Source organism: Kribbella sp. NBC_01505, assembly GCF_045040285.1.
In the GTDB taxonomy this organism is placed as follows: Bacteria; Actinomycetota; Actinomycetes; order Propionibacteriales; family Kribbellaceae; genus Kribbella.
Genome location: NZ_CP109425.1, coordinates 8,045,738 through 8,069,847 on the forward strand (window position 1 = coordinate 8,045,738; position 24,110 = coordinate 8,069,847).

Consider the following 24,110-nt stretch of genomic DNA (forward strand, 5'->3'; position numbering starts at 1 on the left):
TACTCTTGGGCCAGGACGGAGACCCCGTCACGTTGGAGACGTGATTGTGACTTTCTCGCACGACACCGAGCAGGCGCTCGGCACGCTGGTCCGGCTGGTGAACACGTTGCCCGGGCCGAACAGCCAGGTCGACACGATGGGGACCTTGGAGGAGCTGGAGAAGTTCGTCCAGGAGCGGGAGTTCAGTGCGGTCGGGATATTGACGGACAAGGACCTGGCCGATGTGCAGGAGCTGCGGCCGTTGTTCTCGCCGGTGTTCACGACGGAGTCGGACGCGACGGCGGCGGCGATGATCAACGCGATCATCGCGCGCGGTACGTCGACGCCGCGGCTGACGAACCACGACGGGCACCCGTGGCACATCCACTACTCGCGGGACGGTTCGTCGCTGGCGTGCCGGATCACCGTGGAGTGTGGGATCGCGCTGGCGCAGGTGATTTCGGCGGGGGAGCGGGAGCGGCTTCGCCGGTGTGAGGCGCCGGATTGTGACGACGCCTTGATCGACCTGTCGCGAAACCGCTCGAAGCGCTACTGCGACGCCCGCACCTGCGGGAATCGCTTGCACGTGGCCGCCTACCGCGAGCGCCGTAAGGCGTCGGGGGAGTAGTTACTTCTTCTCGCGCAGGGCGGTCACGGTTTCACCGGTGAGACCCAGTCGGGTCCCTAAGGTGTCGACGGCTGCCGTGAGAGCGGCGAACTCCTGTTTGCTGAGTGAATCGACGAAGGCGCTCCGGACCAGTGCGATGTGGTCCGGGGCGCTTTCGCGCAGTTTGGCCCAGCCGGCTTCGGTGAGGGCCGCGATGATGCCGCGGTCGTCGGTGGCGGAGGGACGGCGCTGGACGAGGCCGGCCTTCTCGAGCTGGGTGACCTGGTAGCTGAGGCCGCTCTTCGACGTCAGCGCGACGCTGGCGAGCTCCGTCATGCGCAGTTCGCCGTCGGATGCGTTGGACAGCCGCGCGTTCGGCGATGTCATCCGGATCGCGCTCGCGGAGGTGTCCCGCGAATTCACCTACGACCTGTGGAACGAGACGCGGAAGGCCGTCGCCGCGACGCCGTCCGCCCAGTTCTTCGGGCAGGTCGAACCCGGCAACAACTGGGCAGCGTTCAAGCTTTGGTACGACGCGGTCGCCGGCAAGGTCGAGCCCGTCATCTACCGCAAGTGGCTGCACCGCCTGGCCGGCGTCGACGTCTTCACCCGCGAGAACATCGTCACCGTCGCGACCTCGCAGATGCTCGACGCCCCGAAGGACCTCTAGGGGTTGAGGTCTTCCAGCGAACGATCCGCGAAGATCTTCATCGCCTGCGCGGTGATCGAACCCGGCGCGGACAGTTCGCGGTCGTTCACCTTGTGGATTCCCTGAACGTCGCGCGTGGTCGATGTGAGGAAGATCTCGTCGGCCTCGAACAGCTGCTCCAGCGGTACGTCGCGCTCGCTCGCACCGAACCACTCGATCACGAGCGCGCGGGTCACGCCGGCGAGTGCGCCCGACTCCAAAGTCGGTGTCACGAGCTCACCGTCGTATACGCAGAAGATGTTCGAACCGGTGCCTTCGCAGAGAGCGCCGGTCGTGTTCGCGAAGATCGCTTCGCTGCCGCCACGCTCCTTGGCATAAGCCAGCGCGCGGACATTCTCGGCGTACGACGTGGTCTTCAGGCCGGCGACAGCGCTGCGCTCGTTGCGGGTCCAGGGGACCGTGACGGTCGCGGACGTCGGCGCGGGCGGCTCGATCGCCTGGGCGGCGATCACGACCGTCGGACCGGTCGTCCCACGGTCCGACGAGAGCGGCGAGACGCCACCGGTGAACGTGATCCGCAACCGGCCGAACGCGATCCCCGGATCCGCCGCGACCACCTCGGCGATTCCGCTCTCGATCGCGGCCACATCCGGCGCCGGCAGGCCGAGGCCGGTCGCGGAGCGGACCAGTCGCTCCATATGACGCCGTACCGCGAACGGCCGTCCGTCGACGATCTTGATCGTCTCGAACACCCCGTCACCCGTCGTCAACCCGTGATCGAGCGCCGGAACCGTCGCCAGTTCGCCGCCCAACTCGCCGTTCACCCAGATCCGCATGTGCCACTCCTTCCACCGAACACCTTAGTGCTAAGGCGAATCGCGGCCCCTTGGTGACCAGGAGGTGACGGTACGTCGTCCAGCGAGGGACCCCGATTTTTGAACTGGGCCCAGGATGGGCTAATGTTCTTCTCGCGCCGGGGAACACCAAACCGGTCGTAGTGCGGACGTAGCTCAGTTGGTAGAGCGTAACCTTGCCAAGGTTAAGGTCGCCGGTTCGAGCCCGGTCGTCCGCTCGGAGATGGTTTAACTCGGGTCGGTTGTGGTGGGCCAAGCTCTACGCTTGGTGGAGTGGCCGAGAGGCGAGGCAACGGCCTGCAAAGCCGTGTACACGGGTTCGAATCCCGTCTCCACCTCGAAGAACTTCAGGTTCTTTGCCTGGACGATTGGCGCAGCGGTAGCGCGCTTCCCTGACACGGAAGAGGTCACTGGTTCGATCCCAGTATCGTCCACGAAGTCGATAGGCGAGGTGTGCGGCGCTTAACAGCGCTCGCCGCCTCGCCTTCGTCATTTGTGCGCCTTCGCTTCGCTCGGCGCGTTGCGGGGGCTTCGCCACCCGCACCCCCTTCGCCTCGCTTCGCATCGGCGGCGACCGCTCGGGTCCGCTCAACAGTTCCCCGCTCCGGCTTGGGTCCGCTGAACGGTTCCCCGCTTCGGCTTGGGGCTTGCTCAAACAGTTCCGGCTACGGCTGGGGTCTGCTCTACAGTTCCCCGCTCCGGCTTGGGTCTGCTCAAACGGTTCCGGCTAGGGCTTGGGGCTGGCCTTACCGTTCCCGGCTACGGATGTGGTGCGCTCGTATGATGCCCGCGGTGGCTGGTCTGCTGCTGGGTTCTCGGTCGGGGCTGGCGCGGTTGCCCGGTCCTGGGCTGGCACGCTCTTGCGGGTCGGGATGGGTGCTGGTGCTGTACGCGAGGGCGCTGGCGCGGGCTGGCCGATCTGTGGAGTGCTACTGCCAAATGGCGGCCGCAGGACTCCACAAACAACACCCGGACTCCCCCCGGACCTCCTGCAGCGTCGGTTCTGACGCGAGCAACCACAAACGACGGTCACCTCAAAGACGACCCACCTCGCCCACCCCAGCCATAGCCCGGAAGCTCAAGCAACCGAAACTCGGTCACCGACCTCGCCATCCCCCTCAACCACAGGCCACGCCCACCTAGCACTTCAGCAAATCGGCCGCCGCGACGACCAACCACCGGCTACGTGTCCGGCCTGTCCGGTACGGCGCGAATCGGGGACACACCAACCACCTCAACGGAGACCTACTGCCACATAGCGGCAGCAAATCCACGCAAACCGAGCACAACGAAGCCGACGACAACGCGACCACCACCTCAGGAACCGCCCGCCCGCACGACCACCCACCCGCGCGCACAAAGAACCGCCGACCCACCCTTGGGCGCGAACCTCAACCTTGAGCACCCACCAGCCATCCGCCAGCCTCGAAAACGACTGGTAGGTGCACAAAGATGCCGCACGTGCACAAAGAGCCGCCGGCCCACCTTTGGGCGCGAGCCATGACCTTGGGCACGGATCTCGACCTTGAGCACCCACCAACCATCCGCGAGCCTCCGAAACGACTGGTGGGTGCCCAAAGATGCGGCACGTGCACAAAGAGCCGCCGGCGCATCTTTGGGCGCGAGTCTTGGCCTTGGGCGCGGATCTCGGCTTTGGGCACGCACCAGTCATTCGCCAGCCTCGGAAACGACTGATAGGTGCACAAAGATGCGGCACGTGCACAAAGAGCCGCCGGCCCACCTTTGGGCGCGAGTCTTGGCCTTGGGCACGGATCTCGGCTTTGGGCGCGCACCAGTCGTTCGCGAGTCTCGGAAACGACTGGTGGGTGCACAAAGATGCGGCACGCGCACAAAGGAGCCGTCGGCCCACCTTTCTCCACTGGACCGGCTTCTGAGCCATGCAACGGGTCTGGGGAGTTTGCCCTGTGGTGACTTACAGCCCAGGGGTTGCCCACCGCTGTAGGGGGTTGCCCCTTGGTGCGTCGAGTGGGCAACCCCCCCAGTTCGGAGGGCAACCCATGGGGTGGTGGGCGCGCTTGCAGAAGTCGAGGCACCGCCCTCGCATCGAGTGCCCAGCCGCTGCTGGCGGCACTGTGCAAACGCTCTGGCTAGCTGCTAGCCGCCTCGCCTACGTCGGAGCCGCCACCTTGATCAACGTCGTACCGCTTGCTGCCGGGTCGCCTGGGTGGAGTGTTGTTGGCAATGCGGCTTGTACAAGAGGTCTTGTCTAATCGCGAGGAACGACGTGAGCTGGGGCGGGAAGGCCAAAGAGTCAGTAGTAGCGGCGGAGTTGGGGCCAGAGGGTGGGCCAGGGGGTGGTGGGGGTGTCGCAGCGGACCAGGGCGGCGCCGTTTTCCTCGTTGTGGGTGGGGGTGGTGAGGGTTGTTAGTTGGCGGCAGTTGGGGAAGTGGGATTCGAGGGCCGGGTTTCGTTCCAGCTCGATGAGGAGGACCGGGCCCGCGGCGGTGGGTTGTTCCCAGTCGGCGAAACTCATGTGGGGGGAGTAGGCGAGGGGGAGGCCGGCGGCGGGGCCGTAGCGGCGGAGGGCGCCGGCTTCGCCGTAGTTGCTGGCGATGATCGTGGTGGTGCTGCGTTCGGCCAGGGGGATGTTGTCGGCGACGGTTTGGGTGAGGGCTTGCCAGCCGATTTGCTCGCCTTGTTCCACGTTGACGGGGATGACGAGGTTGACGGCGGAGACCGGCAGGACCGGGAGCGTGAAGACGGCTGAGGTCACGGCGGTGAAGGTCAGGGCGACCGCGGCCAGGGGGCGGTGTCTGGTGATCCAGGCGTAGGTCGGCTCGGCGCCGGCCGCGACGAAGACGTACAGGAGTGGGAGGGCGTAGTAGGACTTGCCGCCCGCGGCCAGTACGACGACGCAGAGGATCGGGAAGGCGAGAGCCACTGAGCGCGGCCACTGCAGCTTCCACAGTCTGCGAAAGCCGGCTATCCAGACCGGGAGGAGAAGTGGCGAGAGCTGGAGGATCTGCAGAGGGATGAACATGATCCGGTTCTTGGTGCCGTCGGCGTCGCTGATACCGCCGGCCACCGTGAGCTGCGGCCAGTCGTGCTGGAACTGCCAGATGACGTTCGGCAGGGCGATGAGCGCCGCGATCGCGACACCAGCAAGCAGCCACCACGAGCGCAGTAGCCGGCGTGGTCCGGTGATCAGCAGCGCCACAAGGAGCGCCGCGAGCGGCAACACGACCAGGTACTTGTTCTCAAGGGCTATGCCGACAGTCAACCCGAGGGCCAGCCACCAGCGGGTGTCTTCGGTGCGCAGGAGTTTCACCACGAACAGCGCTACGAGCATCCACGCGAGCAGGTCGTAGGTAGCTGTGGACGCCAGATGGCCGACAGCTGGCAGGAACCCAGAGACTGCAGCGCAGATCGCGGCAACGACCTGCCCCGAGCGCCCACTGCCGAATTCGCGAGCCAGCAACGCGATCACAATCACGCTCACAACGCTGGCGAGAGTGGAGATGACGCGGAGACCCATCGGGGTGTTGCCGAAGAGTTCGGTGGAGATGCGTGTGATGAACGGCGTCAGCGGCGGCTGGTCGACGTACCCCCACGCGAGCTTTTGCCCGGCAACCAGGAAGTACAGCTCGTCGCGGTGGTAGCCGTAGCGACCGGACAGCGCAGTCAGTACGGCGGCCAGCAGGCCGGCGACCGCCAGCACGGGTCCTGAGGCGAAGCGGGCAGGGCGAGTGGCGTCCATGCGCGCATGTTGGCAGGCCGTCAGGTCAAGACCAGGGCGCGCTCCGCTGCGGGATGATTGGATATGCCAACCGGACAGGTGCGGGCCGGGGTGAGGGAGGTCGGTCGGGTGCTGCTGTACGAGGAGATCTGTGCGCGGGTGCTCGAGCAGATCCGGCGCGGGGCGCTGGGGCCGGGCGACCGGGTGGCGTCGGAGATGGAGCTGGCGGTCGAGTTCAACGTCAGCCGGATCACGTCGAAGCGGGCGCTCGAGGTGCTGCGCGAGGCCGGGCTGGTGGAGCGGGTCCGGGGCAAGGGCACGTTCGTGGTGCAGCAGCTCCCGGATCTGTCCGAGGTCACGATGCCGCTCCGGGGCCGGGTCGCGGCTCCACGACGCGAGGCGCGGACGATCGCGCTCGTCGTACCGGATGTGTCGGACTCGTACGGCCTGGAGCTCATGTGCGCGATCGAGGAGCGATGCGCGGAGCACGAGACGCACTTGATCGTCCGGCGCACGCACGGGCAGCAGGCCGATGAGGAGAAGGCCGTCGATTCGCTGGTCGCGACCGGTGAGGTCGACGGGCTGATCGTGTTCCCGGTCCACGGAGACTTCTACAACGCGAGTCTCCTGCGGCAGGTGCTGGACGGTTTCCCGATCGTGCTGGTCGACCGGCGTCTGTCCGGGATACCGGTGTCCGCGGTCCAGACCGACAACGTCGCGGCCGCGCGAGCGCTCGCTACCCAGCTCCTCGACCAGGGGCACGAGCACATCGCGTTCGTCTCGCCGCCGCCGGTCAACACGTCGTCGATCGAGGATCGGCTCGAGGGTTTCCGGTCGGCGTTCCAGGCCCGCGGTCGGGCCCATGAGCTGACCGAGCTGCGCAGCACACTCCCCGGCTCGATGGAGAGTGTGCAGGGCGACATCGAGGCGATCCGCACGTTCCGGGACCGCAATCCGGAGGTGACGGCGTACTTCGCGTGTGAGTACAACCTGGCCCGGATGACCGACCGGGCGCTCGGCGGCAATCGCGTGGTCGCCTGTTTCGACTCACCGGGTGACTCGATCGGCGGTCCGCCGTACCTGCATGTGCGGCAGAACCAGACCGCGATGGGGCAGACCGCCGTCGACCTGCTGGTCGCGCGGCTGCGCGGTGAGACGGTGCCCAATCTGACCTACGTACCGTTCGAGATCGTCGAGGCCGCGGAAGATCAGTGACTTTCGGCAGTACTGCGTGGGTCCGGCGGCTGTGTAGCGTCGGCGCCATGAACTGGCGGCGCTGGGGCGATGCCGGCCTGTGGGCCGCGCTGAGCCTTCCCGTTCTCGCGGAGAGCGGTGCCCGGGATGATCCCTGGTGGATCCAGCTGCCCTGCGTCCTGGTCCTGGGCGCGGCGGTCTTGGTACGGCGGGTCCGCCCGCTGCTCGCCTTGGCGCTCGTCGCCTGGGCGGAGAGCGCGATCTTGGCGTTCTCGATGGGGACCCGGCACGGCGTTCCGATCGCACTGGTGATCGCGATCATCGTCATGAGCTACCTGGCCGGCCGCCGCGAGACGCAGCTCCGGCACTTCGTGATGCTGTGTAGCTGGACCTTGCTCGGGCTGCTGGCTCTGGAGCTGGTGGTTCGGCCAGAGGTGCCGGAGACCGAGGCCGTGCTGACGTGGCTGGTCATGCTGTTGCTGGCTCTGTTGCTCGTTGTGTTGCCGTGGCTGATCGGCCGGTACCGCGCACAGCAGGTGCTGCTGGCATCGGCCGGCTGGGAGCGGGCCGAGCGGATCGAGCGTGAGCAGCGGATGGCGGTGGCGCAAGAACGCCTCAGAGAGCGCTCTCGGATCGCTCAGGACATGCACGACTCGGTCGGGCACGAGCTGAGCCTGATCGCCTTGCGGGCAGCGGCTCTCGAGCTCGATCCGGCGTTGGGGGTTGAGCAGCGGCAGGCCGCGACCTCGCTGCGGGAAGCGGCCGCGATGGCGACCGAGCGGCTAGGCGACATCATCGGCGTACTGCGGGATGCCGAGGCGACCACGGTTCCGCAGGACGAGTCGGTGGCGGCCTTGGTGGAACGCGCGGCCGCGTCGGGCCTGGCGGTTGAGCTGGTCGAGGAAGGCCCCGCCGAGTTGTCGCCGATGGTCGACCGGGCCGTGCATCGGGTCGTGCAGGAGTCGCTGACGAACGCGAGCAAGCACGCACCCGGGGGAGCGGTCTCCGTGCGCATCGCAGTCGAGGTCAGCGACGTGACGGTGACGGTGCTGGACACGGGACCGCAGCGACCGGTTCCCGAGGCCATACCCTCGAGCGGCCGCGGTCTAGACGGGCTCCGCGAGCGGGTGCGGCTGGTCGGCGGGAGCCTGTACGCCGGCCCGCGGGCGACCGGCGGTTTCGAAGTGCGAGCGCGCATCCCGCAAACCGGCGGACGCCCCGAGCCCGAGCCCGAGCTAGATGGCGCAGCGGTGGAACGGGCCCAAGTCCGGCGAACCGCGCGGCGCGGCCTGGTCACGGCCGTGGTCGCACCACTGATCCTCGGCGCAGTGATCGGGATCGTTGCTCTGGGCTACTACCTGGTCACGGGTTACAGCTCGATCCTGCGACCCGCCGAGTACGACGGATTGGCGATCGGGCAGGCGGAGAGCGACGTACGGAGAGCGCTCCCGGCGATGGAGATGATCGATCCGCCGTCGGAGTCGTTCGTGCCGCCGAGCGGATGGTCGTGCCGGTACTACCGGCCGGCCGAGCCGTTCTCGACGAACTACGTGTACCGGTTGTGCTTCTCAGGCGGGGTGCTGGTGGGCAAGGCGATTGTGCAGAGCGGTTCGGTTCAGCCAACTCCGGAGAGCGCGAGATGACGATCAGGGTTCTGCTGGCCGACGACGAGCTGATGGTGCGTGCCGGGGTGCGCGCGATCCTCGGCACCGATGCGGCGATCGAGGTGGTCGCCGAGGCCGCCGACGGTCTGGAGGCAGTCGAACTCACCCGCAAGCACCGGCCCGACGTCGCCGTACTGGATATCCGGATGCCGCGGATGGACGGGCTCGAGGCGGGCGCGGAGATCCGCCGGCAGGTCCCGGAGACGGCGGTCGTGATGCTGACGACGTTCTCCGAGGACGCCTACATCGCGCGGGCGCTGGGCGACGGGGCGAGTGGGTTCCTGTTGAAGTCGGGTGATCCGCGCGAGCTGATCGCCGGGCTGAAGGCTGTCGCGGAGGGTGCCGCTTACCTGTCGCCGCGGGTGGCCCAACGGGTGATCGCCGAGCTGAGCGGCGGCTCGATGGCTCGGGCCGCGGCGGCCAAGGAGCAGGTCGACGTACTGAGTCCGCGGGAGCGGGAGGTGCTCGGTCTGGTCGGCGCCGGGATGTCGAACGCCGAGATCGCCAAGCGGCTGTACCTCGTCGAGGGGACCGTGAAGGCCTATGTGAGTGCGATCCTGCTGCGACTGGCGGTGAAGAACCGGGTTCAGGCCGCGATTGTTGCCTATGAAGCGGGTTTGGTAGCCGGTTGACGGTTACAGGTGGCAGGAACCTGCGACCCTCCGGGTCGTGACGTGGTGTGGACACCCCCGCATGGGATAGTGGTACACCCGGGGACCTCACCTCCGGATCGACATAGCAGCTGTGGGGCGCACCGCCGCCCCTTCTCACAGAAATCGGGGACCCAGGTCGTGACCGACTCGCACAACTCCGGACAGCACAAGGACCGGGAAGCGGCGGCGGCCGAGGTCCGGAGAATGTGGCAACCGACGCCTTCCTGGACCCAGCCGGACCCGAACTCCGACCCGGCCGCCGAGGCGGCCGCGGCCAAGGAGGAGAGCTCGGACGAACTGTCCGAGGACTTCCCGGGTGACTCGTGGTCCCGTCCGGCCACAGGCCAAGCAGCGCCTTGGGAGAAGCCGACGCCCCCAAGCGAGCCGCAGACCCCAGCTGCCGACGAAGCCGCGAGCCCGGCTCCGTCGCCCAGCCCGTCCTGGACACAGCCGGCCACCGAGCCGACGAGCTCCTGGACGCAACCTGCCGCGGACAAGTCGGACGACGCCGCTGCTGACGACGTCGCAGACGAGACCCCGGCCGTCGAGCAGCCGACCACTCCGGTGTTCGGAGGTCAGTCGTTCAACGTCACTGGCCCGCCTTTCGGTCAGGGCCCGACCGGCGGTGGTCTGGGCGGCGGCCACACGCCACCCGCCCCGCAGCAGCAGCCGAGCCAGCAGCAGCCGAGCCAGCAAGGTGGACAGCAGCTGTCCCCGGCCGCACAGCACTTCTTCCCGCAGGGCATCCCGGGCCAGAACGTCCCGCAGCAGCGCGATGTCTCGTACCGGACCGACGAGCTGATGCAGGCGCTGCCGTTGCCGCGGGAGGCTCCGGCCGAGCGCGGTGTGCGGAGCGTGCTGCGACTGCGCCCGGGCACCACCGAGCGCACGGAGCGGATCGCGCGGGCAACCGCGGCGACCGCGTTCCGGCGCCCGGTCACGATCGTGGTGGCCAACCCGAAGGGTGGCTCGGGCAAGACCCCGACCACGCTGCTGCTGGCCGGTGCGCTCGGTCAGGCGCGTGGTGGCGGTGTCGTGGCCTGGGACAACAACGAGCTGCGCGGCAACATGCACCTGCGTACGCACGACACGAACACGCGGTCCACGGTCACGGACATGCTGCAGGCGATGGCGATGCTGACCCAGCCGGATGCGCGCCTGGGCGACGTCGCGGCATACCTGCGGCACCAGGTCTCGGGTCAGTACGACGTGCTGACGTCCGCGGTCACGACGTACGCGCAGATCGAGGCGAAGGACTTCGACCAGATCCACCGTCTGCTGAGCCGGTTCTACAAGGTGCTCGTGATCGACACCGGGAACAACGAGGGTTCCAGCAACTGGCGCGAGGCGATGAAGGCGGCCGACGCCCTCGTCATCCCGATCAAGTGGAAGAGCCTGTCCTGTGCGGCCGCCGTGCAGATGCTGGAGGAGCTGGACAACCAGGGTCCCGAGGCGCAGCGCCTGATCCGCCGTGCGGTGATCGCGGTCTCCAACGGTCCGGGTGACGTGAACCGCGAGGTCGAGAAGCAGCTCCGGCCGTACTTCGAGTCCCGCGCGGCCGCGGTCGTTGACATCCCCACCGACCAGCACATCGCCGCCGAGGGTCCGCTGGACCACTCGGCCCTCCAGCCGGCCACCCGTCGCGCCGGCCTGGAGCTCGCCGCCAAGGTCTCCGAGCAGATCACGATCGCGCTCAACGTTCCGCGGTAGCACCAGCACCTGACAGCGCCCCGGCTTCCACGAAGCCGGGGCGCTGTCGTGTGTCTTCAGCGCTCGGCCAGGCTGCTCTGCGCCTCGACGAGGACCTCAGGCTCGACCTCAGGTTGAGGGCGGCGCTTGTGGAGGTAGTGGCGGACGAGCTCGACTATCAAGGTGACGCCGAGGGCCAGGCCGATGCCGAGGACGACGCCCTTGAGGGGGTTGTCCTCGAAGGCTTTGCCGCCGATGTAGCCGACGAGGGTGCAGTAGAGACCCCAGCTGATGGCGGCCAGTGCCGCGTACGGCGTGAATCGGCGGAGGGGATAGCGGACGCTGCCCATGGTGAGGGTGACGGCGGTGCGGCCGCCCGGGATGTAGCGCGCGACGATGAGGACCAGGCCGCCGCGGTCGGCGAGCGCTCGGCGCGCCCACATGATGGCGGTATGGCGTTTGGTCCCGGGCTTGACGCGGTCGAGCATCCGGCCACCCGCGCCGCGGCCCAGCCAGTAGGAAAGGTGGTCGCCGACGAAGGCACCGAGGGCGGCCACCACGATCACGACGTACAGGTTGGGACTGCCGATCGAGGCGGCGAAGACGCCGGCGGTGACGACCAGGGTCTCGCTGGGGACGGCCGGGAAGAAGCCGTCGAGCGCGGCGAACCCCCAGACCGCGAGGTAGATCCACCACGAAGACATCAGTTCTTCCGCGAAGTGCAGCAGGGCATCGGCCATGAACCGACGGTATGAAGGACTGACCCCTGCCCACATCGGACGAGAGACCTGACCGACCCCCTACTTTCGTCAGGGGTGCCCGTCATCCGGGGCAACCGTGTCGCCGATACCATTCGTGCGGGACCGGCAGTGGGCCGGTCGTAGTGGAGGAGTGCACCGTGTCGGAAGTCAAGGTCCATCTGGTCGGCGTCGAGGGCGAGGCTGAGCGGAGTGTGACCGAGACGACGACGATCGGGGAGCTGTTCGCCGAGATCTTCGGTCAGGACCGCTCCGCCATCGCCGCTCGCGTCAACGGTGAGCTGCGCGATCTGTCCAAGGTGATCGCGGACGGCGACGAGATCGAGCCGGTCAAGGCGGGCTCGGACGACGGCCGCGCGATCATCCGGCACTCGACCGCGCATGTGCTCGCGCAGGCGGTGCAGGAGCTGTTCCCGGACGCCAAGCTCGGCATCGGCCCGCCCGTCGAGAACGGTTTCTACTACGACTTCGACGTCGAGACTCCGTTCACCCCGGACGACCTCGGCAAGCTCGAGAAGAAGATGCAGCAGATCATCAAGGAGCGGCAGCGTTTCAGCCGCCGGGTGGTCAGCGACGACGACGCGCGCAAGGAACTCAAGGCCGAGCCGTACAAGCTCGAGCTGATCGGCATCAAGGGTTCCGCGGCCGACGCTGCCGAGGGCGCGAGCGTCGAGGTGGGCAGCGGCGAGCTGACGATCTACGACAACATCCGGCGCGACGACTCGGTCGCCTGGAAGGACCTGTGCCGCGGTCCGCACGTGCCGGCCACCGGGTACCTGGGCAACTTCAAGCTGATGCGGACGGCAGCGGCGTACTGGCGGGGTAGTGAGAAGAACCCGCAGCTGCAGCGCATCTACGGCACCGCCTGGGAGAGCCGGGACGAGCTCAAGGCGTACCTGACCCGCTTGGAGGAGGCCGCCAAGCGCGACCACCGCAAGCTGGGCAACGAGCTGGACCTGTTCAGCTTCCCCGACGAGATCGGCTCCGGCCTCGCGGTCTTCCACCCCAAGGGCGGCGTGCTGCGCAAGGTGATGGAGGACTACTCCCGCCAGCGCCACGTCGAGGACGGCTACGAGTTCGTCTACTCGCCGCACATCACCAAGGGCCAGCTGTTCGAGACCTCGGGCCACCTGGACTGGTACGCCGACGGCATGTACCCGCCCATGCACCTCGACGAGGAGCGTGGCGCGGACGGGCAGATCCGCAAGCAGGGCCAGGACTACTACCTGAAGCCGATGAACTGCCCGATGCACAACCTGATCTTCGCCGCGCGCGGTCGCTCGTACCGCGAGCTGCCGCTGCGGCTGTTCGAGTTCGGCACGGTCTACCGGCTGGAGAAGTCCGGCGTCATCCACGGCATGACGCGCGCCCGCGGCTTCACCCAGGACGACGCGCACATCTACTGCACGCGTGAGCAGATGCGCGACGAGCTGAAGAACCTGCTCACCTTCGTGCTGGGCCTGCTCGCCGACTACGGCCTGGACGACTTCTACCTGGAGCTGTCCACGAAGAACCCGGAGAAGTTCGTCGGGTCCGACGAGGTCTGGGAAGAGGCGACCAATACGCTGCGCGAGGTCGCGGAGGGTTCCGGCCTGGAGCTGGTCCCGGACCCGGGCGGCGCCGCGTTCTACGGCCCGAAGATCTCCGTGCAGGCCCGCGACGCGATCGGCCGGACCTGGCAGATGTCGACGATCCAGCTGGACTTCAACCTGCCGGAGCGGTTCGAGCTGGAGTACACCGCGCCCGACGGTTCGCGGCAGCGGCCGGTGATGATCCACCGCGCGCTGTTCGGTTCGATCGAGCGGTTCGTCGCGGTCCTGGTCGAGCACTACGCCGGCGTCTTCCCGCCGTGGCTCGCGCCGGTCCAGGTGACCGGGATCCCGATCACCGACGGACACGTCGACTACCTGTACGACGTCGCCCAGCAACTGAAGGCGCAGGGGATCCGGATCGAGGTCGACTCCTCCGACGACCGGATGCAGAAGAAGATCCGGAACGCGCAGAAGGCCAAGGTCCCCTTCATGCTCATCGCCGGCGACGAGGACATGGCCGCCGGGTCGGTGTCCTTCCGCTACCGCGACGGCACCCAGAAGAACGGCGTACCGCTCGCGGACGCGGTCGCCGAGATCGTCGAGGCCGTGCAGAAGCGCGCCCAGGTTTGACATCCACCCGGCGTAAGCCGGGTTCAGCCACTGACCGGGGAGGTCGAGCGGTGAGGTTCGCGGTTCGCAGGCCGGCCCAACGGCTGGCCTCCCCGCGCAGTCACGGCATGCCCTGCCGCGATGTTCTTGGCAGCATTCACATCGGCGTGATCAGTGTGTCCGCAGGTCACACAGCGAAAGGCCGCTTGGCTCTTGCGGTTCTCTCTCGCAGTGTGGCCGCAACGGTGACAACGTTGCGAAGTAAAAGCTGCCCTGACGAACTCAACCCGTCCAGCCGCTTTGTCTCGGAGCCGCTGGGCGATCATCCCCCATGCGCTGTCGCGGACCCGGCGATTCAGCTGGGACTTGCGACGCACTCCGACCCCAGGGTGTTCCCTGGTTCGTCGGGCCGAGCGGGTCATCTGCCCGACCCGCAGGTCTTCGAGCTTGATGACATCGAAGCGCCCGGCGAGCATTGTCGTCTGCTTCTCGATCCAATCCCTGCGCCGATCGCGCTGGCGGGCCAGCAGGCGGGCGACCGCGAGTTTGATGCGTCCTCGCCTTGTGGATCCCGGCTGAGCTCGGCTCAGTTTGCGAGCGAGATGCTCGAAACGGCGCTGCTCGGCTGGGCGAAGCTGCGGAGCAATGAGCAGCTCTCCGGTCGAGAGAGCGATCGTGACGGCGACTCCGCGATCGATGCCAACGACCTCCTCGCGTCCCGGCGCTTTGATCTCCGGGGGGATCGCTGCGAACGCGATGTGCCATCGGCCGGATCGGTCGAGTGTCACCCGGTAGGACTTCGCGGCTGGGGGGAGTCGGCTCCATCGGAATTTGGTCCAGCCCACTTTGGGGATTCGAACCGCGCCGACATTCTTGCTCAGGCGACGAAGATGCGCAGGCTTGAACGCGACCATGCGGAATCCTTCGTTGACTCCGGCCTTCCGCCAGGTAGGTGGCCGATGCGTTCCGTTGAAGAATGCACACATCGCCTGGCTGAAGTCGCGCAACGCCTGCTGCTGAACGGTCTGAGAACCATCCCGGAGCCACTCGAACTCCCTGCGAGCCTCGGTGAGCTGTCGAGACTGCTCGAGGTAGCCGGGTGCCGATCTGCGGTCGGGAGTCCAGAAGGAGTGTTGCTCGACCGCGAGATTCCAGACAAATCGGGCATGCCTGCAATGAAGCAGCAAGGCGTCGGCCTGCTGGGGTGTCGGTTGCAGACGGTATCTGGACATGAATCAAGCGTTGCATCGACCACCGACAGATTTCGGGACGGATGAGCCATGGGCGACGAGACAGATCCGGACTCGCCGTATGTTCCTGAGGAGCTGGTGCGGCAGGACGGGGTCGGGGTGGCCGATCCGTTCCTGCGGCTGTGGACGCCGCATCGGATGGCCTATATCGAGGGTGAGAACAAGCCCACGAGCAAGGACGCCGGGTCGGGCTGCCCGTTCTGCCGGTTGCCCGGCGAACCGGATGCCGATGCGCTGATCGTGCACCGGGCCGAGGCGGCGTACGCCGTACTGAATCTGTATCCGTACAACCCGGGGCACCTGATGTTGGTGCCGTACCGGCATGTGGCCGACTACACCGAGCTGACGGCGGCTGAGGTCTCTGACATTGCTGCGCTGACTCAGCAGGCGATGCTGGCGGTGCGTTCGGTGTCGGATGCGCACGGGTTCAACATCGGCATGAATCAGGGCGAGATCGCCGGTGCGGGGATCGCCGGGCACCTGCACCAGCACGTCGTACCGCGCTGGGAAGGCGACGCGAACTTCATGCCCGTAATCGGCCAAACCAAGGTGCTGCCGCAGCTCCTCGCGGACACCCGCGCCCTACTCGCCAAGTCCTGGCCAACCACCTGACACCGCCCGCTCAGTGTCCGCACCGCCGCGCGAGGTGTCGTTGCGTCCGAAGGTTCGCGGTACGTGGTCGGCTGTTGAGTCTCGTCAGATAGTTCACGGTGTGTCGCGGGACATTGGTGACACTTTGAGCGGTTCGCAGGCTTGAGTTCTGGTTCATGGCCGGGGGTCGCGGCTGCGGCCGATTTGCTGCACGGGAAGGTTGAGGGGATCTCCGCTCAAGTTGCTGGTTCTCCCCTCGTTTTTTGACCAGAGAAGGGTCAACTTGAACGGATAACCCACCAAAATTTGCTGAGGCCCAGGCAACGGGAAGCTCGGCCGCCAACGGGCACCGACCCATCGGCGCGCCTTTGTGTGGATCTACTGCCACCCAGCGGCAGCAGAACTCCGCTGATCGACAACTCCCGCAGATCCCGAGCCGGCGCCGCACTCCCCAACAGGCTCACAACCACAGCCCAACGCCGCCAGACCGGCTCGACCGCAGCCATAACTGCCACCTATCTTCGGAGACAGCAACTAGTACCGATGTCCCGAGACATGACAGCGGTACGTGGTCGGCGTGTTTTCGGACGTTGTGATCGATCCGCGGGCAGAGCGTGGACCAGGCGGGCCGCGCAGAGTTGGTGGCTGATGGCGGTCCGCTACCCACCCATCGCCACGGTGGCTTCACTCGACGCGCCACGACCGGCAGCCCGCCTCGAGTGTGGCGCGGCTGGTTACCTGGCGCTGCGGCGGACCAGCAGATAGGCGAGGGCGCTCATCGCTGTTGCGACGCTCGCCCAAGTGACGTTGTCGTGCAGCACGACTGCGAGGCTGGTCACGAGGCCGGCGATGGACTGCGCCGCGAATCCGCACAGAGCCACCGCGTAGGCTCCGTTGCCCTGCACGCTGGTCACCGCGACGGCCATGCCACTGGGAAACAGTGCTGCTTGGCCGAAGGTCGTGACGCAGTACAACGCGATGAAGGTGACCATCGCTGCGGTGAGCGGAAGGCCGGGAAGGATCCACAAACCGACCAGCAGGACGCCCGAGCCCGTCATGACGAGCGCACCGCCGCGCATCAGCTTCGCCGAGCCGATCGAAGCCGACCATCGGTTCACCACCAGCGCACCGGAGAAGTAGGACAAGCCGAACAGGAGTCCGACATTGCCGTAGGCATCGACGCTCAGGCCGAAGTCCCGCTGAAAGACGAACGGCGCCACCTCCTGCAGGAGGACGATGGTGGCGAAGCCGAGACCGGCGGCGACGGTCGGGCGCAAGAATGCCGGGGTGGTGAGAATCTGGAGGTACAGCCGGGTCGCGCCGGACTGTCGGCCTCGTCCCTGCTTGGGCTCCAGCGTCAGAGTTGTTGTCGCGAGCGCGCCGATCGATCCGACGACCGCCAGTACGACGAACCCCGTCTGCCAGTGCGAGTACTTGCCGATCAGACCGCCGAGGAACTGACCTCCCCCGAGTGCGGCCACGAATGCGATCGACAGCACCGATAGCCGGCGCGCGAGTACTTCGCCGTCACCGAGGTCCCGCACGATGATCCGAGCAAGGATCGCGGCGCCACCGGCGCCGACGCCCTGCAGCGAGCGCAGGACCAGCAACCCGGGCGCGGAGGTGTTCAGCGCCAACAGCACACTGGCGACGACGAAGAGGGCAAGCGCGGCGAGCACCGCTGCGCGGCGGCCGTACCGTTCCGCCGCGCGTCCCCATAGCAGGACCGGCAAAGCCGCGGCGATGACGAACAACGACACCGACAAGGCCGCGAAGCTCCGCGAGATCCCGAACTGCCGCTCGACCGCCGGAAGCGACGGCAAGTAGATCGTCGTCGCCATCTGAGTCATGAACACGAGCAGACAAGACACCAGCACCGTCCGCCGCTCCGGCCTCGCAGCTGCATCCGGCACGAACCACACAGTACTAGCGGACCGGATCAGTGCACCCAGATCGCGCCGTTGTCATATTCGACGCACTCAGCGTGCGCGCATTCGCGGCGCCGGCCCCGGCCCGTGTCGATCCACTCGACCTCGTGCGCATGCACTGCCAGCAAGTCCGTGATGGAGGTCCACTGCGACGTTCCCACTGGACGGCCGGGCCAGTGCACGGCGACCTGCCCGCTGGACCAAAGGATGCCCTCAGCAACAATTCCGGCCTCGTCCTGCACGAGCCAGAACCGCCGCGGAGGAGCTGTTGGGTTCGACATAGGTGGTGCCCCCGTAGGTGTGGACGGCGAGTGGAACGGCCAGGGCGACAGGGCAGGGGAGACGGCGCACCGCCCTGCGCGCTCGGGGCTCACCTGCCGCCCTGACCTCACCCCAAACTCTGCTGCCAATCACGCACCGGAACCACCGAGGCAACCGGTGATCATTCCCGGCACACCTCCCCGCCAGACAGGGACTTTTCGTGGCACCATGGTCACTGTGAGTACCAATCCAGCACTCCGGCCCAGCGCGGGCGGGAGCATGCGCCAGGAGCGACGGCAATGGGCAGCCGAGTTGCGTGGCCAGGGCTCCACCTGGGTCGAGATAGCAGATGCCTTCGCTGACCGGTTCGGCGTCAATCGCCGGGTCGCCTTCCGGCTGGCTCGCGATTGGAGCCAGCGCGATGCAGCGGACCGATGGAACGAGCAGTGGCCGGAAGACCCGAAGACTTTCAAGAACTTTTCATACTGGGAGCAGTGGCCGGCTGCGACTGGTTATGCGCCGTCGTTGGATGTGCTGGCCAGGTTGGCAGAGTTGTATCAGTGCTCGGTGGCAGATCTCGTCGCCGACCTGGCGGACTTCCGAGGAGCCGACCTCGCGGACGTCACCGATGGAACGCTGGCCGGGTTGTGGCTCTCCCGCTACAGCTACTACTCATCTGGCCGAGACAAGGGGCTCCATGGCGAGCACACGGTGCGACTGCGTCATGCAGGTCGCCGGATAGTCGGTACCAACGATCCAGCAGAGGGCGAGTCGAGGCTCAAGTTGGAACTGTCGCTGAAGGGAGCGATCGCCACCGGGACCTGGGCGGAGCGGACATCGTCGGATGGCTATTACCGGGGTGCCGGTTACCACGGAACCATCCAGCTCGTCGTCAGCCCGCAGGGGCGGTCGATGAGCGGCCAGTGGCTTGGATTCGGCAAGGAGTTCACGGTGAACTCGGGCGAGTGGCGACTTGAGTGGCTGGAGGACTGAGCTCACAACCCAGGGATCTCTCCGGATCCGCAGAGGAGTGCGACGATCGTCGTACCGCGGGCGAACGTTCCGCGTGCGACCTGGTCGAACACTGCGTGCATCATCTTCGCCTCGTACACCCAGTCGAGTCGGAGTCCGTGCTTCAAGTGAAAGTCCTCGATGAAGTCGTCCAGCTCGGGTGTTCGCTTCGCGTAGCCACCGAAGTGATAGCCGCATTCGAGATGCCAGGTGCCGACGCGTTCGCCGTACAAGCGCTGCTGCATCTCAACAATCTCGTCCTCGAGGAAGGCTCCGCCCTTCAGAACCGGGACACCAATCGCCATCTGGCGAGTGGTCAGCCCTGCCGCGACCCCGGCCAGCGTTCCGCCGGTGCCGACCGCGCAGAACAACACGTCGAACGGCACTGCAAGCTCTGCTGGGACCTCTGCACATCCCCGGAGAGCGTCGCTGTTACTGCCGCCTTCGGGCAGCAGATAGAAATCACCGAATTCCCTGTGCAGGCTGCCGATCACTTCAGGCGAGGTCTTTGCACGGTAAGTGGTTCGATCCAGATAGCTGAGCCGCATGCCGCGGGCCACCGCATATGCGAGGGACGGGTTCAACGGCAAATGTTCTTCGCCACGAATCACGCCGATGGTCTTGAACCCGCCGTAGGAGCCAACCGCGGCAGTCGCCCGGATGTGGTTGGAGTACGCACCCCCGAACGTCAGGAGGGTGTCGCAGGCGAGCGTACGCGCCGTGGAGATGTTGTATTTCAGCTTGCGCCACTTGTTGCCTGGGATCTCGGGGTGGATCAGGTCGTCGCGCTTGAGAAGCACCCGCACGCCGGCTGCAGCCAGACGGCCGTCAACGAGTTCTGACACCGGCGACGGCAGCTGAAGATCGACCGACCCAAGCTCGCCCACCACCCCAGGATCGCACGGGTCGAGCGGCTTACCTCAGGAAGAGGGGCATCATTTGGTCGACGATGTCGGTCAGCGCTTCGAGGGGGACTGCGCGGGGTGGGGTGGTTAGGGCGGTGACGCGGACTACGCGGCGGCCTAGTTGGAAGACTAGTTCGGCGTTTTCGGGGAGGTAGTAGCCGGGGCTGCCGATGGGGGCGTTGTGGGGTGGGGGTGTGCGTTGGGACTCGGGGATGGCGGTTTGGTCGAAGGCCTCGACGATGGCGACCGTTGCGGTGGGGGTGCCCCAGATGCAGGTCAGGGCGCCGTGGACGCGGTAGTCGCGGCGTAGCTGGGCCGCGGCGCCGATGAACTTCTCGGCCGCCGAGTTCGAGATCTGACACGTCGAGTCGGTCTGGCGAGCAGTTCGAAGCACACGAGGTACGGCGTCCCTCGCGGCCAGCGCGATCGTCACGGCCTTGGCGCGGTCGAGGCCGTCGGCGCGGCCCTGGTCGATGCCGCCGGCGGGAGTGATGCGGATGGCGTGATCGGCGGTGATGAAGACGATCCGGGACTCGGTGATCTGAGCTTCCGGCCCGAGTTCGGTCAGGGGCGCGATGTGGCCGGCGCCGGTGAGGAGGCGGCCGAGAGAATCCGGTTGCCTTGGGAGAGCGCTCACTCCGACCGTGACCGAGCGACCTTCGACGAGCAGGGTGCACAGGTCGAGGGCGGGCAGACCGCCGTCGTTCCAGGCGCCTGCGTGGGCGACGACGGGCACGCTCAGGCGACCGGTCAGTTCACCGGCGATCGCCGTACAGACCTGTGGGCCGGGTGCACCGGACCGGCCGTCGAGGCCCTGGGCCTGTGGGGGAGCGATGACAGTGGGGATGCCGGGCGGTGGGGCTGGGATGGACGGGTCGACCCGATTGGCGTTTCGGGCGACCGAACATCCAGGCAGAACCAGCGCGATCAGCACGGCGAACAGGGCGATTCGCATGCCTCACCTCCCAGCGTGTTGTATCCAGGATCACTCCCAGCAGGGTGGCTGTCATCCGATAGTGATCCGGAGCGACTACGATCGCGGTCGCCATGCTTAACAGATTCCGGAAGTTCTGGACCGCGGTGATCCGACCGATCGCCAACCTCCTCCTGAAGCTCGGCGTCAGCGCCGACATGGTCACGCTGGTCGGCACCGTCGGGGTGTCGGCCGGGGCGCTGATCTTCTTCCCCCGCGGCCACCTCTGGGTGGGCGCGCTGGTGATCACCTGTTTCGTCTTCTCCGACCTGATCGACGGCTACATGGCCCGTACGTCGGGGACCGCGTCGAAGTGGGGTTCGTACCTGGACTCGACGCTGGACCGGATCGCCGACGGCGCGATCTTCGGCGGCCTGGTGCTGTTCTACGCGAACTCCAACGCCGGCGACTCGACCCTGATGGCGTCGGTGACGCTGTGGGCGCTGGTGATGGGTGCGGTGACGTCGTACGCGCGGGCCAAGGCCGAGAGCCTCGGGCTGAAGGCGAGCGGCGGCCTGGCCGAGCGCGCCGACCGCCTGGTCTTCACGCTGGTCGTCGCGTTCTTCTCCGACCTGTTCAACCTGCCGATCCTGCTGGAGATCGTGATCTGGTACATCGCGGCGGCGAGCACGATCACCGTGATCCAGCGGTCGCTGTCGGTCCGCAAGCAGGTGCTGGCCGACCCGGCCAACGCCGGTCTCGACACCCCGCCGCCGCCCGCGCCACCTGCGCCGCCCGCCAAGGACTGACGTGGAGGCGCTCCGCCAGCGGGTTGTCGACCTAGCCTTCGCGCTCGCCTGGACCGTCGTACGACGCCTGCCGGAACGAACCGTCACCTGGTTGTTCCAGCGGGCGGCGGATCGGACCTACCGCGGGAACGGCCGCGGGGTGCAGCGGCTGCGGAGCAATCTCGCGGTCGTCCGCCCCGACGCCACCCCGGCGGAGCTCGATGCGCTGACGCAGGCCGGGATGCGCTCCTACCTGCGCTACTGGCAGGAGGCGTTCCGGCTGCCGGACTGGACCGATGAGCAGATCGTCGGCCGGGTCCGGACGGTGAACGAGAAGCTGCTCCGCGACGCCCATGCCGCGGGGAAGGGCGTCATCTGCGGGCTCCCGCACCTGGCGAACTACGACCACGCGGGCGCCTGGGCCGGGCGCACAGGGATGCCGGTCTGGACGGTGGCGGAGCGGCTGAAGCCCGAGTCGCTGTTCGACCGATTCATTGCCTACCGCAAGCAGTTGGGCATGGAGGTGCTCCCGCTCACCGGTGGTGACGAGGACGTCACCGCGGTTCTCGCGGAGCAGTTGCAGGCCGGGCAGTTCGTCTGCCTGGTCGCCGATCGCGATCTGTCCGAGCGCGGCGTACCGGTGACGTTCTTCGGACGTCCGTCGCGGATGCCGGTCGGCCCGGCGGCACTGAGCCTGAAGACCGGCGCCCCGCTGATCCCGGCCACGCTGCACTTCGACGGGCCGGATCTGGTGATCACCTTCCACGACCCGGTCGGCACCGAGGGCGGTGCCGCGGCGATGACCCAGCGCTGCGCCGACGCCTATGCCCGCGGGATCGCCGCGCACCCCGAGGACTGGCACATGCTGCAGCGGATCTTCCTCGAGGACTAGCGCACGTGGAGCCCGAAGCCGCTTCGGCCGGTGGGCTCCAATCCATCCTTCAGCTGTAGCGACGGGATCTCGTAGTCGCCGTAGTTCTGCCGCCGGAACGCGATGGGTGCGGTCGAGTCCAAGGTGAGCAGCCGATCCGTCCAGGCCTTGGCGACATCCGGGTACTCCTCGTCGCTCAGCCGATCGGTCCCGTAGAGCACGAATGGCGGGAGCACCTCGAGACCGGGGTAGTAGAGGATCCCGTGGTGGATCGGGAACAGCAGATCGTCGATCGGTCCGTTGATCCCACGCTCGGCGTAATGCGATTCCGGGCCGCCGGTGGTCACCGACAGCATCGCCCTGCGCCCGGCCAGCGTGCCTTCCCCGAAGCGTTCGCCGTACCGGGTGTCGCTGTGCTCACCGACGCCGTACGCGAAATGGAAGCTGAACACGCGATCGACCCAGCCCTTGAGGATGGCCGGCATCGAGTACCACCAGAGCGGGAACTGGAAGATGACCGTGTCCGCCCAGAGCAGCTTCTCCTGCTCGGCGCGGACGTCCGGAGTCAGCGTGCCGGCGTCGAAGGCCTGGCCGGAGGCGCGGGGGATCCGCAGCGGGTCGCACGGGCCGAAGTCCGCGGCGTCGATGGCGGCCTTCCAGTTCATCGCGTACAGGTCGCTCACCAGTACGTCGTGCCCCGCGCCCTCCAGCGTGGACACCGCGAGGTCCTTCAGCGAACCGTTCAGCGAACGAGGCTCGGGGTGGGCGTAGACGATCAGAGTCTTCATGGCTCGAGTCTGGGCACCGCGGCGCCCGGTGTTCAGGGGCGCGACTTCCGTCGGACCGGACTTCCTGGTGTTGGCAGGACCACCCTTGTACGCCGCCTCGAGGCGATACTGGAGGCATGGACGATCTCGCGGGGTTCCTGCGGACCCGGCGCTCCCGGGTCGTTCCGGCCACCGTCGGCATCCCTACCGACAGCCGTCGCCGGGTCGAAGGGCTGCGCCGCGAGGAGGTCGCCCACCTGTCCGGCGTGAGCGTCGACTACTACGTCCGCCTGGAGCAGGGCCGCGCCACCCAGCCCTCCGAGCAGGTCCTGGACGCGCTGGCTCGCGTACTCGGCCTGGACGAGACCGAACGCGGCCACCTCGACCGCCTCGCGCGCCAGCGCCGCCGCCGCGCGAAGGCGCCGGCGAGCAAGATCCGGCCCGAGCTGCAGCGGGTCCTCGACCTGATCGCCGCCCCCGCGCTGATCATGGACCACCGCCTGGAGGCGCTCGCCGGGAACCGTCTGGCCGAGCTGCTGTTCGCCCGGTCGATGCCGGGCCTCAACATCGCCCGGCACATCTTCCTCGAGGAGGACGAGCGCGGCCTGTACGCCGACTGGGACGACTGCACAGTCGACGTGGTCGGCCATCTGCGCCTGTCAGCCGGGCAGTACCCGGACGACCGGCGCCTCGCCGAGCTGATCGGTGAGCTGGCGATGCACAGCGACCGCTTCCGCCGCCTCTGGGCCCGCGCCGAGGTCCGCGCCCGCACGCATGGGCGCAAGGCGTACCGGCATCCCCTGGTCGGACTGCTCGAACTGCACCAGGAGAACTTCGCGCTGCCCGACGACTCCGGCATGGAGCTCGTCACACTCTCCGCTGCGCCCGGCACTCCGGCCGCGGACGGGCTGCGGTTGCTTACCGGCCTCGGGTGACAATT

The 24,110-nt window shown here is 67.4% G+C and carries 22 protein-coding genes and 3 tRNA genes; 15 read left to right on the forward strand and 10 right to left on the reverse strand.

What is annotated here, in order from left to right; genetic code table 11:
* The first annotated feature begins 40 nt into the window (after positions 1–40).
* Entirely contained in the window at positions 41–607 is a 567-nt protein-coding gene (locus OG474_RS37810) for a CGNR zinc finger domain-containing protein (RefSeq protein ID WP_405058448.1), read from the forward strand.
* Here the strand turns inward: OG474_RS37810 and OG474_RS37815 are convergent, their stop codons facing one another.
* Entirely contained in the window at positions 608–922 is a 315-nt protein-coding gene (locus OG474_RS37815; protein ID WP_405058449.1) for a MarR family winged helix-turn-helix transcriptional regulator, read from the reverse strand. It lies immediately after the preceding gene.
* On the opposite strand from OG474_RS37815, the gene OG474_RS37820 reads away from it, so the two are divergent.
* On the forward strand, positions 921–1,256 hold the full coding sequence (locus OG474_RS37820; protein WP_405058450.1) for a hypothetical protein: 336 nt from the start codon (positions 921–923) through the stop codon (positions 1,254–1,256). The two genes, OG474_RS37815 and OG474_RS37820, sit on opposite strands and share 2 nt — an antisense overlap.
* Here the strand turns inward: OG474_RS37820 and OG474_RS37825 are convergent.
* Positions 1,253–2,071 carry an aminotransferase class IV gene (locus tag OG474_RS37825; protein ID WP_405058451.1) on the reverse strand — a complete coding sequence of 273 codons (819 nt, stop codon included), beginning with the start codon at positions 2,069–2,071 and terminating at the stop codon, positions 1,253–1,255. The genes OG474_RS37820 and OG474_RS37825 overlap by 4 nt on opposite strands.
* A 163-nt stretch (positions 2,072–2,234) precedes the next feature.
* Between OG474_RS37825 and OG474_RS37830 the strand changes: the two genes are divergently transcribed.
* The 3 genes from OG474_RS37830 (at position 2,235) to OG474_RS37840 (ending at position 2,523) form a co-directional block, all read left to right on the forward strand.
* Positions 2,235–2,307, forward strand: a tRNA-Gly gene (locus OG474_RS37830).
* A 49-nt stretch (positions 2,308–2,356) separates the two neighbouring features.
* A tRNA-Cys gene (locus OG474_RS37835) sits at positions 2,357–2,427 on the forward strand.
* A gap of 24 nt (positions 2,428–2,451) precedes the next feature.
* Positions 2,452–2,523 (forward strand) — tRNA-Val (locus OG474_RS37840).
* 1,838 nt (positions 2,524–4,361) lie between these two features.
* On the opposite strand, the gene OG474_RS37845 is transcribed toward OG474_RS37840, so the two are convergent.
* Positions 4,362–5,807: an ArnT family glycosyltransferase gene (locus tag OG474_RS37845; protein WP_405058452.1), complete on the reverse strand. Its 1,446-nt coding sequence runs from the start codon at positions 5,805–5,807 to the stop codon at positions 4,362–4,364.
* Between the two features lie 90 nt (positions 5,808–5,897).
* Between OG474_RS37845 and OG474_RS37850 the strand changes: the two genes are divergently transcribed.
* From OG474_RS37850 to OG474_RS37865, 4 genes are all read left to right on the forward strand, one after another.
* Positions 5,898–7,001, forward strand: a complete 1,104-nt coding sequence (locus OG474_RS37850; protein ID WP_405058453.1) for a GntR family transcriptional regulator — start codon at positions 5,898–5,900, stop codon at positions 6,999–7,001.
* A 47-nt stretch (positions 7,002–7,048) separates the two neighbouring features.
* Positions 7,049–8,623 (forward strand): sensor histidine kinase, encoded by a 1,575-nt coding sequence (locus OG474_RS37855; protein WP_405058454.1) that lies wholly within the window; start codon positions 7,049–7,051, stop codon positions 8,621–8,623.
* The gene (locus OG474_RS37860; protein WP_405058455.1) at positions 8,620–9,276 is read left to right on the forward strand and encodes a response regulator; all 657 of its coding nucleotides are present in this window, start codon (positions 8,620–8,622) and stop codon (positions 9,274–9,276) included. Before OG474_RS37855 ends, OG474_RS37860 begins: the two co-directional genes overlap by 4 nt.
* Positions 9,277–9,435: 159 nt before the next feature.
* Positions 9,436–11,007, forward strand: coding sequence for an AAA family ATPase (locus tag OG474_RS37865; protein ID WP_405058456.1), 1,572 nt, complete (start codon positions 9,436–9,438; stop codon positions 11,005–11,007).
* Between the two features lie 56 nt (positions 11,008–11,063).
* On the opposite strand, the gene OG474_RS37870 is transcribed toward OG474_RS37865, so the two are convergent.
* Positions 11,064–11,726 (reverse strand): DedA family protein, encoded by a 663-nt coding sequence (locus OG474_RS37870; RefSeq protein ID WP_405058457.1) that lies wholly within the window; start codon positions 11,724–11,726, stop codon positions 11,064–11,066.
* Positions 11,727–11,884: 158 nt separating this feature from the next.
* Here OG474_RS37870 and thrS point away from each other — a divergent pair, with 158 nt between their 5' ends.
* Entirely contained in the window at positions 11,885–13,906 is a 2,022-nt protein-coding gene (gene thrS / locus OG474_RS37875) for a threonine--tRNA ligase (RefSeq protein ID WP_405058458.1), read from the forward strand.
* A 23-nt stretch (positions 13,907–13,929) separates the two neighbouring features.
* On the opposite strand, the gene OG474_RS37880 is transcribed toward thrS, so the two are convergent.
* Complete coding sequence (locus OG474_RS37880) at positions 13,930–15,117, reverse strand: RNA-guided endonuclease InsQ/TnpB family protein (RefSeq protein ID WP_405058459.1); 1,188 nt, start codon at positions 15,115–15,117, stop codon at positions 13,930–13,932.
* A 48-nt stretch (positions 15,118–15,165) separates the two neighbouring features.
* Between OG474_RS37880 and OG474_RS37885 the strand changes: the two genes are divergently transcribed.
* Complete coding sequence (locus tag OG474_RS37885; protein ID WP_405058460.1) at positions 15,166–15,747, forward strand: HIT family protein; 582 nt, start codon at positions 15,166–15,168, stop codon at positions 15,745–15,747.
* 713 nt (positions 15,748–16,460) lie between these two features.
* Here OG474_RS37885 and OG474_RS37890 read toward each other — a convergent pair.
* Entirely contained in the window at positions 16,461–17,639 is a 1,179-nt protein-coding gene (locus OG474_RS37890; RefSeq protein WP_405058461.1) for an MFS transporter, read from the reverse strand.
* A 26-nt stretch (positions 17,640–17,665) separates the two neighbouring features.
* A complete protein-coding gene (locus tag OG474_RS37895; protein WP_405058462.1) occupies positions 17,666–17,935 on the reverse strand; it encodes a hypothetical protein in 270 nt (89 codons plus the stop codon).
* A gap of 259 nt (positions 17,936–18,194) precedes the next feature.
* Between OG474_RS37895 and OG474_RS37900 the strand changes: the two genes are divergently transcribed.
* On the forward strand, positions 18,195–18,908 hold the full coding sequence (locus OG474_RS37900; RefSeq protein ID WP_405058463.1) for a hypothetical protein: 714 nt from the start codon (positions 18,195–18,197) through the stop codon (positions 18,906–18,908).
* Positions 18,909–18,910: 2 nt separating this feature from the next.
* Here OG474_RS37900 and OG474_RS37905 read toward each other — a convergent pair whose 3' ends face one another.
* Both OG474_RS37905 and OG474_RS37910 read right to left on the reverse strand, forming a co-directional pair.
* Positions 18,911–19,813, reverse strand: coding sequence for a 1-aminocyclopropane-1-carboxylate deaminase/D-cysteine desulfhydrase (locus OG474_RS37905; protein ID WP_405058464.1), 903 nt, complete (start codon positions 19,811–19,813; stop codon positions 18,911–18,913).
* Positions 19,814–19,841: 28 nt separating this feature from the next.
* Positions 19,842–20,786: a hypothetical protein gene (locus OG474_RS37910; RefSeq protein WP_405058465.1), complete on the reverse strand. Its 945-nt coding sequence runs from the start codon at positions 20,784–20,786 to the stop codon at positions 19,842–19,844.
* Positions 20,787–20,878: 92 nt separating this feature from the next.
* On the opposite strand from OG474_RS37910, the gene pgsA reads away from it, so the two are divergent.
* Together pgsA and OG474_RS37920 are read left to right on the forward strand one after the other, a co-directional pair.
* Positions 20,879–21,553, forward strand: coding sequence for a phosphatidylinositol phosphate synthase (gene pgsA, locus OG474_RS37915; protein WP_405058466.1), 675 nt, complete (start codon positions 20,879–20,881; stop codon positions 21,551–21,553).
* A gap of 1 nt (position 21,554) precedes the next feature.
* Entirely contained in the window at positions 21,555–22,424 is an 870-nt protein-coding gene (locus OG474_RS37920) for a phosphatidylinositol mannoside acyltransferase (protein WP_405058467.1), read from the forward strand.
* Here OG474_RS37920 and OG474_RS37925 read toward each other — a convergent pair.
* On the reverse strand, positions 22,421–23,191 hold the full coding sequence (locus OG474_RS37925) for an NAD(P)H-dependent oxidoreductase (protein WP_405058468.1): 771 nt from the start codon (positions 23,189–23,191) through the stop codon (positions 22,421–22,423). The genes OG474_RS37920 and OG474_RS37925 overlap by 4 nt on opposite strands.
* A 116-nt stretch (positions 23,192–23,307) precedes the next feature.
* Here OG474_RS37925 and OG474_RS37930 point away from each other — a divergent pair, with 116 nt between their 5' ends.
* The gene (locus tag OG474_RS37930; protein WP_405058469.1) at positions 23,308–24,105 is read left to right on the forward strand and encodes a helix-turn-helix transcriptional regulator; all 798 of its coding nucleotides are present in this window, start codon (positions 23,308–23,310) and stop codon (positions 24,103–24,105) included.
* The last annotated feature ends 5 nt before the right edge of the window (positions 24,106–24,110 follow it).